The 11,258-nt window shown below is 61.8% G+C and carries 10 protein-coding genes and 1 pseudogene; all 11 read right to left on the reverse strand.

All coding sequences use genetic code 11. The annotated features are described in order from the left end of the window. Positions 1 to 99: 99 nt before the first annotated feature. The 11 genes and pseudogenes from urtD to AB9N64_RS20615 all read right to left on the reverse strand — a co-directional run bounded on the left by urtD (position 100) and on the right by AB9N64_RS20615 (position 11,222). On the reverse strand, positions 100 to 933 hold the full coding sequence (urtD, locus tag AB9N64_RS20565; protein ID WP_014716710.1) for an urea ABC transporter ATP-binding protein UrtD: 834 nt from the start codon (positions 931 to 933) through the stop codon (positions 100 to 102). Next, positions 930 to 1,997 (reverse strand): urea ABC transporter permease subunit UrtC, encoded by a 1,068-nt coding sequence (gene urtC / locus AB9N64_RS20570; RefSeq protein WP_014716711.1) that lies wholly within the window; start codon positions 1,995 to 1,997, stop codon positions 930 to 932. The genes urtD and urtC overlap by 4 nt, the downstream gene beginning before the upstream one ends. Then, positions 1,997 to 3,499 (reverse strand): urea ABC transporter permease subunit UrtB, encoded by a 1,503-nt coding sequence (gene urtB, locus AB9N64_RS20575; protein WP_014716712.1) that lies wholly within the window; start codon positions 3,497 to 3,499, stop codon positions 1,997 to 1,999. The genes urtC and urtB overlap by 1 nt, the downstream gene beginning before the upstream one ends. A 165-nt stretch (positions 3,500 to 3,664) precedes the next feature. After that, positions 3,665 to 4,930: an urea ABC transporter substrate-binding protein gene (gene urtA / locus AB9N64_RS20580; protein WP_003188149.1), complete on the reverse strand. Its 1,266-nt coding sequence runs from the start codon at positions 4,928 to 4,930 to the stop codon at positions 3,665 to 3,667. Positions 4,931 to 5,124: 194 nt separating this feature from the next. Continuing rightward, positions 5,125 to 6,486 (reverse strand): PepSY domain-containing protein, encoded by a 1,362-nt coding sequence (locus tag AB9N64_RS20585; RefSeq protein WP_014716714.1) that lies wholly within the window; start codon positions 6,484 to 6,486, stop codon positions 5,125 to 5,127. 118 nt (positions 6,487 to 6,604) lie between these two features. Beyond that, positions 6,605 to 8,665, reverse strand: a complete 2,061-nt coding sequence (locus AB9N64_RS20590; protein ID WP_014716715.1) for a TonB-dependent copper receptor — start codon at positions 8,663 to 8,665, stop codon at positions 6,605 to 6,607. A 93-nt stretch (positions 8,666 to 8,758) separates the two neighbouring features. Further along, entirely contained in the window at positions 8,759 to 9,160 is a 402-nt protein-coding gene (locus AB9N64_RS20595; RefSeq protein ID WP_032873444.1) for a DUF2946 domain-containing protein, read from the reverse strand. Positions 9,161 to 9,170: 10 nt separating this feature from the next. After that, a complete protein-coding gene (locus AB9N64_RS20600; protein WP_014716717.1) occupies positions 9,171 to 9,653 on the reverse strand; it encodes a copper chaperone PCu(A)C in 483 nt (160 codons plus the stop codon). A gap of 47 nt (positions 9,654 to 9,700) precedes the next feature. After that, positions 9,701 to 10,093, reverse strand: coding sequence for a DUF2946 domain-containing protein (locus AB9N64_RS20605; protein WP_003188156.1), 393 nt, complete (start codon positions 10,091 to 10,093; stop codon positions 9,701 to 9,703). Positions 10,094 to 10,561: 468 nt separating this feature from the next. Next, complete coding sequence (locus AB9N64_RS20610) at positions 10,562 to 10,885, reverse strand: DNA-binding protein (protein WP_014716718.1); 324 nt, start codon at positions 10,883 to 10,885, stop codon at positions 10,562 to 10,564. A gap of 5 nt (positions 10,886 to 10,890) precedes the next feature. After that, a pseudogene (locus AB9N64_RS20615) lies at positions 10,891 to 11,222 on the reverse strand (type II toxin-antitoxin system RelE/ParE family toxin). Positions 11,223 to 11,258: the final 36 nt, after the last annotated feature.

Raw genomic sequence — 11,258 nt, forward strand, 5'->3', positions numbered from 1 at the left:
TGTGGGAGCTGGCTTGCCTGCGATGCAGGCGACCCGGTGTGTCAGGTAAACCGCTATCGCAGGCAAGCCAGCTCCCACATACAGCCGTTCGTGTCAGCGTTAGCGGCCGAGGTAAACCTCGATCACCCGCTCATTTTCCTGCACCTGTTCCAGCGACCCTTCGGCCAGCACGCTGCCCTGGTGCAACACAGTCACATGGTCGGCAATCGAGCCGACAAACCCCATGTCGTGTTCCACCACCATCAACGAGTGCTTGCCGGCCAGGCGCTTGAACAGTTCGGCGGTGAACTCGGTCTCGGCGTCGGTCATGCCCGCCACTGGTTCATCGAGCAGCAACAGTTGCGGGTCTTGCATCAGCAACATGCCGATTTCCAGGAACTGCTTCTGGCCGTGGGACAGCAAACCGGCGGGGCGATGCACCGAGGCGGTGAGGCGGATGGTGTCGAGCACTTCCTCGATGCGGTCTTTTTGCTCGCCGTTGAGGCGCGCTCGCAGGCTGGCCCACACCGACTTGTCGGTCTTCTGCGCCAGCTCCAGGTTTTCGAACACGCTGAGGGCTTCGAACACCGTGGGCTTCTGGAATTTGCGCCCGATGCCGGCCTGGGCGATTTGCACTTCGCTCATGCGCGTCAGGTCCAGGGTTTCGCCAAACCAGGCCTTGCCGTGGCTGGGCCGGGTCTTGCCGGTGATCACGTCCATCAGCGTGGTCTTGCCCGCGCCGTTGGGGCCGATGATGCAGCGCAATTCGCCAACGCCGATGTACAGGTTCAGGTCGTTGAGGGCCTTGAAACCGTCAAAGCTGACGCTGATATCTTCCAGGGTCAGAATGGTACCGTGGCGGGTGTTGAGCCCTTTGCCCGCGACCTGGCCGATGCCAATCGCATCGCGGCCGCTGCCTGCGTCGAAAATAGGTTCAAGCATGACGTTCCTCATTTCTTCAGCAGGCCGATAACGCCCTTGGGCAGGTACAGGGTGACGATAATGAACAGCGCCCCCAGGAAGAACAGCCAGTACTCGGGGAAGGCCACGGTGAACCAGCTCTTCATGCCATTGACCACACCGGCGCCGAGCAGCGGCCCGATCAGCGTGCCACGCCCGCCCAGCGCTACCCACACGGCGGCTTCGATGGAGTTGGTCGGTGACATTTCGCTGGGGTTGATGATGCCCACTTGCGGCACATACAGCGCACCGGCAAGGCCGCACAACACTGCGCTCAACACCCACACGAACAGCTTGAAACCGCGTGGGTCGTAACCGCAGAACATCAGGCGGTTCTCGGCATCGCGCAGGGCGGTGAGCACACGCCCGAACTTGCTCTTCGCCAGGCGCCAGCCGATGTAGAGGCTCGCCACCAGCAACAGCACCGTGGCGATAAACAACACCGCCCGCGTGCCCGGTTCAGTGATGCCAAAACCTAAGATGCTGCGGAAGTTGGTAAAGCCGTTGTTGCCACCGAACCCGGTCTCGTTGCGAAAGAACAACAGCATCCCCGCGAACGTCAGGGCCTGGGTCATGATCGAGAAATACACGCCCTTGATCCGCGAGCGGAAGGCGAAGAAACCGAACACCAACGCCAGCACACCGGGGGCCAGTACCACCAGGCACAACGCCCAGAGGAAGTGGTCGGTGCCGGCCCAGTACCAGGGCAGTTCGGTCCAGGACAAAAAGGTCATGAACGCCGGCAACTCATCCCCGGACGCCTGGCGCATCAAGTACATGCCCATGGCGTAGCCGCCCAAGGCGAAGAACAAACCGTGGCCCAGGGACAACATCCCGGCGTAACCCCACACCAGGTCCAGCGCCAGGGCGACGATGGCGTAACAGAGAATCTTGCCCACCAGGGTCAAGGTGTAGGCCGACACATGCAGCGGGTTGTCGGCAGACAAGAGCGAGCACAGGGGCAACGCCAGCAGCAGGAGCAGGATGACTGCACCGACTGCAATCGTGACCTTGGGGCCGGCCTTTTGCGTGGCCGTAAGCATCAATGGCTGGTTCATCAGTCGATCACCCGTCCTTTCAGTGCGAAGAGTCCTTGCGGGCGTTTCTGGATAAACAGAATGATCAGCGCGAGGATCAGGATCTTGCCGAGCACGGCGCCGATCTGGGGTTCGAGGATCTTGTTGGCGATCCCCAGGCCAAAGGCGGCCATGACACTGCCGGCCAACTGGCCGACGCCGCCGAGCACCACCACCAGGAACGAGTCGATGATGTAGCTCTGGCCCAGGTCCGGGCCGACGTTGCCGATCTGGCTCAGCGCCACGCCGCCCAAACCTGCGATACCGGAGCCGAGGCCAAAGGCGAGCATGTCCACGCGCCCGGTGGGCACGCCGCAGCAGGCGGCCATGTTGCGGTTCTGGGTGACGGCGCGCACGTTCAGACCCAGGCGCGTCTTGTTCAGCAGCAGCCAGGTGAGCACCACCACGAACAGCGCAAAGGCGATGATCACGATGCGGTTGTACGGCAGCACCAGGTTGGGCAGTACCTGGATGCCGCCAGACAGCCAGGCCGGGTTCGACACTTCGACGTTCTGCGCGCCGAACACCAGGCGCACCAGCTGGATCAGCACCAGGCTGATGCCCCAGGTGGCGAGCAGGGTTTCCAGTGGGCGGCCATACAAGTGACGGATGACTGTGCGTTCCAGCGCCATGCCGATGGCCGCGGTGACAAAAAACGCCACCGGCAACGCGATCAACGGGTAGAACTCGATGGCCTGGGGCACATAGCGCTGCATCATCAACTGCACCACATAGGTGGAGTAGGCGCCGAGCATCAGCATCTCGCCGTGAGCCATGTTGATCACGCCGAGCAGGCCGAAGGTGATCGCCAGGCCCAGGGCCGCCAACAGCAGGATCGAGCCCAGGGACATGCCGCTGAACGCCTGGCCGAGGATTTCACCCATCATCAGTTTGCGTTTGACCTGGGCCAGGCTGGTTTCAGCGGCGGTGTGCACGGCGGCGTCGGCTTCCACGCCTGGCGCCAGCAGCGCTTCAAGGCGCGTGCGGGCCAGCGGGTCGCCGGTGCTGCCGAGCAAGCGCACGGCTGCCAGGCGCACCACCGGGTCGGGGTCGACCAATTGCAGGTTGGCCAGGGCCAGGCTCAGGGCGCTGTGCACCTGCTCATCCGTTTCGGCGGCGACCTGCTGGTCGAGGAATTTAAGTTGTGCAGGCACCGCGCTTTTTTGCAGGGTGCGCGCTGCGTCCAGGCGCACCTTGGGGTCGGCGGCGAGCAGTTGTTGGCTGGCTTGCACGTTATTGATCAAGCCGCGCAGGCGGTTGTTCAGGCGCACGGTCTTGGTTTCGCCGTTGAGCATGAGTTGACCTTGCTCAAGGGCGTCCACCAACTCGATACGCGTTGGGTCGGGGTGGGCGGCCCAGTCCTGCAGGAGTTTGGCTTGCTGCACCGGGTTGGCGGCAAGGAAGTCTTCGGCGTCGCTGGCGTGTGCGCCAAAGGGCAGCACCAGCAGCACGGCGAGGATGAGGCGGTGGAGGGCAGTGGGCATAGCAAAATGTCCTGATCATGCGGGGACAGTGTGGGAGCAGGCTGTGTGGGGGCTGGCTTGCCTGCGATGGCATCGCTGCGGTGTGTCAGGCACACCGAGTTGTTTGCATCGCAGGCAAGCCAGCGCCCACAGTGACCATGTCCTACATTCGAGCTGTGGGGGGCGTTAGTTGCTCTTCACGGCATAGTCCGGCTTTTTGTCATTGCCCGGGATGTAGGGGCTCCACGGCTGCGCACGAATCGGCGCTTCGGTCTGCCACACCACCGAGAACTGCCCGTCGGCCTGGATCTCACCGATCATCACCGGCTTGTGCAGGTGGTGGTTGGTCTTGTCCATGGTCAGGGTGAAGCCCGACGGCGCGGCGAAGGTCTGGCCGCCCAGGGCTTCACGCACTTTGTCGACGTCAGTGGACTTGGCTTTTTCCGCCGCCTGCGCCCACATATGGATGCCCACATAGGTGGCTTCCATCGGGTCGTTGGTCACGGCTTTGTCGGCGCCCGGCAGGTTGTGTTTCTTGGCGTAGGCTTTCCAGTCGGCCACGAACTTCTGGTTCACCGGGTTTTCCACCGACTGGAAGTAGTTCCAGGCCGCGAGGTTGCCCACCAACGGCTTGGTGTCGATGCCACGCAGTTCTTCTTCACCCACCGAGAACGCCACCACCGGTACCTCGGTGGCTTTCAAGCCTTGGTTGGCCAGTTCTTTGTAGAACGGCACGTTGGAGTCGCCATTGACGGTGGAGACCACAGCCGTCTTGCCACCGGCGGAGAACTTCTTGATGTTGGCGACGATGGTCTGGTAATCGGCGTGGCCGAACGGGGTGTAGACCTCTTCGATGTCTTTATCCGCCACGCCTTTGGAATGCAGGAACGAGCGCAGGATCTTGTTGGTGGTGCGCGGGTACACATAGTCGGTGCCGAGCAGGAAGAAACGCTTGGCGCTGCCGCCTTCTTCGCTCATCAGGTATTCCACCGCCGGGATCGCCTGCTGGTTCGGCGCCGCACCGGTATAGAACACGTTGGGCGACATCTCTTCACCTTCGTACTGCACCGGGTAGAACAGCAAACCGTTGAGTTCTTCAAACACCGGCAACACCGATTTACGCGACACTGAGGTCCAGCAGCCGAACACCACGGCGACCTTGTCCTGGGTCAGCAGTTGGCGGCCTTTCTCGGCGAACAGCGGCCAGTTGGACGCTGGGTCTACCACCACCGGTTCGAGCATCTTGCCGTTCACCCCGCCTTTGGCGTTGATCTCGTCGATGGTCATCAGCGCCATGTCTTTGAGCGAGGTTTCGGAGATCGCCATGGTCCCGGACAACGAGTGCAGGATGCCGACCTTGATGGTCTCGGCGGCCTGGACGGTCCAGGTCAAACCCATGGCGGCAATGGATGCCGACAAAGTGAAAGCCTTGATCAAGCTGCGACGCTTCATGGTGCGATCTCCGTGTACCGATAATTGTTGTGGGGCAGATACACAGGGCTTTGCAAGGGCTGTGCCTGCTACGCCAGACACGGGTTTACCGGCGGGTTCGGGAGGTAAAGCCGCTCCGTGGCGCACCAGGTTGGCGCCACGGAGGCCGTTGGGTGCACGGCAGGCTTCAAAAGAGGGCGTTGGGCGACAATGCTTCAGGCGTTTGCGCTAATGCGTGACAGCAGCAAGCGATCCAGCGCCCACACCAGGACCAACGAAGCCCCTACCAATGGGAAAATGATCGCCAGCCCGAGCATGATCGCCATCGCGGTTTTCCACTTGGGCAGGTCGTGGCGCAGCGGCGGTACACCCAGTCCACCCTGGGGCCGGCGCTTCCACCAGATCACCACGCCGCTGACCGCACTGAGCAGAATCATCAGGCAGATCACCAGCACGATCAGTTGGTTGACCCAGCCGAACATCTTGCCTTCGTGCAGCATCACGCCGGTCTCGGTGGCGCGTGCGACCAGGTTGTAATGATCCCAGCGTACATCGGCCAGGACCTTGCCGGTGTACTGGTCCACGTGCAGGGTGGCGTCGTTGCGCGGGTCGTCGGCGAACACCGCGACGGTGAATACACCGGAGGCGGTGGTGGGGAAGGTAATGCTGTAGCCGGGCTCGACCTTGCGTGTGTTGGCCAGGTCGACCACCTGTTGCAGGCGCACCGTGGGTGCGGCCGGGCCTGCGTGCATTGCGCCGTGATTCATATGCTCGGCGTGGTCGCCGGACATTGGCATCGGCGTGTTTTCCAGGGCCCAGGGCACGGTTTGCTGGGTGGCCGTGTTGAGCACACGGGCCTGCTGGTCGGACTGCGGCACGCTGTTCCACATCGCGGCTGGGAAGGTGTTCCACAGGTCGGCGTATTGCTTGCCCCAGAAGCCGGTCCAGGTCATGCCGCTGAGCAACATCACCAGCAGGAACGCTGCGCCCCAGAAGCCGGCGACAGCGTGCAGGTCACGCCAGAACAAGCGGCCACGGCTGCCGATGCGCGGCCATAACACGCCGGCCGAGGACTTGCCCCGCGGCCACCACAAGTACAGGCCGGACACCACCAGCATCACGCCCCAGCCAGCGGCCAATTCGATCAGGCGATCGCCCACGGTGCCGATCATCAGTTCGCCGTGCAGGGCGCGGACGATGGCTTGCAGGTTGTTGTTTGCGTCTTGCTCACCGAGGACGGTGCCGCGATAGGGGTCGATGAACACCGTCACCTCGTGGGCATCGTTGCGCATCACGAACTGCGCGCTGCGAGTGGCGCCGGCAGGGGGCAGGTATTTGCTGATCGCGGCGTGGGGGTAGGCGGCCTGGGCGCGCTGCAGTTGCTCGTCGGCGCTCAGCGCATGTTCGGCGGCGGGCACGGTGAGCAGGTGGCCGTACATCAGCGGGTCGAGCTGGGGTTTGAACAGGTAGATGATGCCGGTGAGGGCCAGCAGCACCATGAAGGGGGCGACGAAGAGGCCGGCGTAGAAGTGCCAGCGCCAGGCCAGGTTGTAGAAGGAAATTTTTTGTGTGGTCATCGGCTGCTCCGCATAAGGCTTTTGATTTTTCTTGGTCTGTTACACCGTCATCGCAGGCAAGCCAGCTCCCACAGGGGACTGTATTGCACCTGTGGGAGCTGGCTTGCCTGCGATGCTTTTAGAAGCTCATGTCCACCTTGGTCCAGAGCGTACGCCCCGGCTCCTTGATGGCCTGCGGGTCGTTGGCTGGGTAACCGAAGCCTGCGTTACCGGCCAGGTTCAGATGCTCGGCGTAGGCCTTGCCAAACAAGTTGTCGACGCCGGTGCTGACCTTGAAGTGCTTGTTGATGCGGTAGGCCGCGTTCAGCGAGAACACGCCGAAGCCGCCACTCTTATCGTAGTCCTTGCCGACCACGTTGCCTTTGTTCGGGTCGATACGGTGTTGCGCCGCGACCACCCTCCACAACGCACCAGCGCTCCAATCGTCTTCGCTGTAGGTCAGGCCCAGGCGCGTGTCCAGCGGTGGCATTTGTGGCAGGGCCTTGCCGTCGCTGCTGTTCTTGCCCCAGGCATAGGCGAGGCTGGCGTCGGCTTTCCAGTGTTGGCTCAGCTTGTACGCTGCGCCCACTTCGCCGCCCATGATGCGTGCGTCCACATTGCGCGCCTGGGAGGTGGTGCCCATCATGCCGGGCCTGTAGTCGAACAGGATGAAGTCGCGCACCTGGCCGACATAGCCCGACACCCAGGCTTCCAGGTCGGCGCTCTTGTACTGGGCACCGAAGTCGAGCTGGGTGGTTTTCTCGGGCTTCACGCCGTCGAAGGCATTCACCGAACCGGCCGCGCCGGTGTTGGGGGAAAACAGCTCCCAGTAATCCGGGAAACGTTCCGCGTGGCCCAGGCCGGCATACAGCGTGGTGGGGCTGTCCGCCAGGTCGTGCTCATAACGCACAAAGCCCGAGGGCAATGTATCGGCGCGGGTGTCGCCGGCGGTCGGGTTCGGGCGCGACATCATTCCCGAGCCGGTGCGTTGACGGAAGTCCTTGGCCGAGGCGCGGTCCAAGCGCGCGCCGGTGATCAGGCGATCGTTGTCGGCGGCGTACCAGGTCAGTTCGCCGAACACACCGTAGTTGTGGAAATTGGCGTCCTTGTTGCGCGGCAAATCCTTATACGTGTCGATGCCCATGCTGCTGCGCGCACGGTGTTCATTGGTCTGCGCATCCAGGCCGCTGATCAATTGCACATCCGCCCAGCGCCAGGTGGCCTTGATGCGTGCGCCAAGGGTGCGGCGGTCGACGTTGGACGCCATGGGGCCCGCCATCATGCCGGTGCCCGAAGGGACACGCAGGCTGTAGTTGTCCATCACATGATCGGCGTAGTTGTAGTAGACCTGGGCCTCGACCTTATCCAGCACCTCACCGATATTGGACTTTTCGAAACGCAGCCCCAGGCTTTCGCGCAGAAACTGCGAGCCGTCCATGCCGCGCCCGGCGTAGCGCGCCTCGCCGTCGCCACGCCCGGCGGTGAGTTCCAGCAGGGTGTCGGCGTCGGGCGTGAAACCCACGGCCACGTCACCGTTCCACTTGTCATAGCGCGAGGCGACGGTGTCGTTGTTGCCGTCCTTGTAATCGTCGGCATGGGCCTGGTTGCCGATCACCCGCACGTAGCCCAATGGCCCGCCGGCAGCGGCATCGATGACCTTGTCGAAACGCCCGTTGGAGCCGGCCAATACGCTGGCGTTGACCCGTGTGCCCAGCTCGCCGAACTGCTCCGGCTCACGCTCGAACAGGATGGTGCCGGCAGACGCGCCCGGGCCCCAGAGCACGGTTTGCGGGCCTTTGATCACGGTGAGCTTGTCGTAGGTTTCCGGCGAAATATACGAAGTTGGCGCATCCATGCGGCCCGGGCAGGCGCCGAGCATCATGCCGCCGTTGGTGAGGATATTCAGGCGCGAGCCGAACATGCCGCGCAGCACCGGGTCGCCGTTGGTGCCGCCGTTGCGCACCAGGGCGAAGCCGGGGATGGTCTTGAGGTAGTCGCCGCCATCGCTGGCGGGCACCGGTTGGCGAGGGTCTTTGGGGTTGGTGACCACGGTCAGCGGTGAGCTGGGGGCGATCGCGGTGATGACGGTGGGGCTCAGCTCATGCTCGTCGGCGTGAGCGTGGGCAGCCAATAGTGCGCCGCATAAGGCGGTGAGTAGGGCAGTACTTCCCAAACGGGTGTCAGCAGAAAACCTGGACATGACAAATTCCATCAATCAATCGTAAACAACACGGCCAGCAGCCTGCGGCTGTCTGTCTAAAGTCGGCCGGGGTGAAGTAACGCTGTGAAGGGCTTACGAAACGATGGGCGGCGCACGGCTACGGGCGCCTGGGAAGATGCTCTGCCGGGCATGGCCCAGGCGCGTGGCGGGTGTGAGGGCGTTGGCGGGCGGCGGGGTGCCGAGGGCCACGAACGACACACTGCCGGGCAGGGCCGGGCAGCTGAATAGCAGGTCGCAATAGCCGCACTTGGCCCAGAGTGCGTGGTGTTCGGCTGGAGCTTGGGTGTGATGGGATTCACCGTGGTCGCTCGGCATATCCATGGGCATTTCCATGGACATACCGGCGTGATGATCCATCGGCATCGCCTGGGAAATCAGCGGACCGATAAAGATCATCAGCATGGCGAACAGGCTGATCCAACTGCCGCGCTTCACGCGGTAGTGGGGAGACAACCTGGCGCGAGGAGCGCCCATCGAGGTTGGCTTACTGAGCGTGCATATGCTCGTGGCCAGCCATCGGTGGCGCTTTGTGCACCGACACTTGCACCTCGACCTTGCCGGCTTTCTCGAAGGTGAGGGTCAGCGGGAATTGCTTGCCATCGGCGAGCAGGCTGCGGTCCTTGAGGCCCAGCAGCATGACGTGATAGGCCATTGGCGCGAAGGTCAGTTCACCCTTGGCTGGTACGGCCACGTTGGGCACCTGTTGCATCTTCATCAGGTCGCCTTGCATTACGTGCTCATGCAATTCGGCTTTCTCCGCCAAGGGCGTCTCGGCACTGAGCAGGCGATCTGCCGTCTCCCCAGTATTGTGAATCACAAAGTACGCCGCGACGGTGGGCGCATTCGGCGGCAATTCCTGGGACCAGGGATTGCTGACCTCCAAGTCGCCGGCCTTGTAGTCATCGGCATTGGCAGCACTGAACACCGGCAGCAGCAACGCGGCCAGAAGCAGGGAAGATTTAAGCATGGCAGTTCTCCAGAACGGTTCTAAACGCAGTTCACTTGCGAAGAAGATCAGACCGTTGGAGAGGCGCGGGGGTTAAGGCTTGGCCATTGCTGGCGCGGGGTGGGATTGCGCAATAATCGCGGCGGCAGGCTCTGCACCGCCTCGAAGCGCGTCACATACAACTGCGGCACATGCCCTGGCAACGCCACCAACGGCGCCGAACCCGAGCAACACCAGCAATGCTGCATAGCCGAGTGATCATCCGGCGGCGCCGGGATTTCCAGCTTGCCCAGGGCAATCGCCTTGAGGCTCGCGCCATTGGACGAACAGAACCCGCCCCACATCAGACGCTTGATCGGGTCATCCGTCTGCTGCATCGCACTGGCCAACGGCATGGCAAACGCATTGAACAGCACTGCAAGGCAGGCGATCCAGGCAATTGCAAAGCGTTGACGGGCCATGGCGGATAATCCGTAGGGTTAAACGATCAGGCGGGTATTTAGCCTGATCGGGGGGGATAAGTAAAAAGGGCGGGTGTGGTTTGGTGTCGCAGTGGTGGGTTTGAGGATAGACGAGAACGGCCGCTTGCCAATTTTGCAGAAGGGACGCAGCGTACCAGGCGGGCTGATCGTTCCCACGCTCTGCGTGGGAATGCCGCGTTGGACGCTCTGCGTCCGCTTTTAAAGCCGTGACGCGGAGCGTCACAGGATGCATTCCCACGCGGAGCGTGGGAACGATCAAGTCAGGTATAGGGCTTTTTCCAGCCAATGGTTGCGCAGTTGATTGAGCTAGCGCCTTGGCTGGCTGATCTACTACCGTCATTTGATAACGCAATTCCAAAGTGTGTGCGGGCTTGCTCGCAAAGCGGTGTGTCAGTCGCTGGATGTTTTGGCCGACACACTGCCTTCGCGAGCGAGCCCGCTCCCAAATTATGCAGCGGGTACGCCGTGGACCTGCATATCGACACCCAGGGCTTTTCTAATCACGGCAAAAATCGCCGCAAGGTTATCCATGCTGGGGTTGCCGCTGGCCGAAAGCATTCGGTGCAGGCTTTTGCTAGGTTTGGCGGTTTGTTTCGCAAGGCCTTCAAAGCCTACTGTGGCGTTGACTAAATCACGCAGGATCACGCGAGAGATTTCCGGCTCGCCATTGAGAAATAGCGTAGCGGCCTCGTCGAGAAGCGCTTGGGCGAATGCAGGGTCTCGCTGGGCACGTTCAGCGATGGTGTGTTTGTAGCTACGGGTAAGCGCCATGCTGGTCACCTCTTTTGTTTCAATTTCTTGTCACGCTGATACTCGTTAATCAGCGACTTTACGACCTTGATATCGCGCTTTTGACTGGACTTATCACCACCACCGAACAGGATGATTAATGATGTCCTTCTCGTATCAAATAGATTCGCAAGCCGGGTCCCCAGTCGATACGGTATTCGCCTAGCCCATCGAACCACTTGATGTTGCTGGTGTTGCCTGTTTCAAGCCGAACTAAAGCGGTTGAAACTCGAGTTGCCGCTGGGACACTCAAGGATGAAAACCACTCATCGAACGGACTGGAATCGTTGTCGCGTTGGTATTCTTCGATCTCAATCATTAGCCGTCCTGAAGGTAACAAATAGGTTACTAATCA

Source organism: Pseudomonas sp. KT_2_4 (assembly GCF_041410225.1).
Lineage (GTDB): Bacteria > Pseudomonadota > Gammaproteobacteria > Pseudomonadales > Pseudomonadaceae > Aquipseudomonas > Aquipseudomonas paracarnis.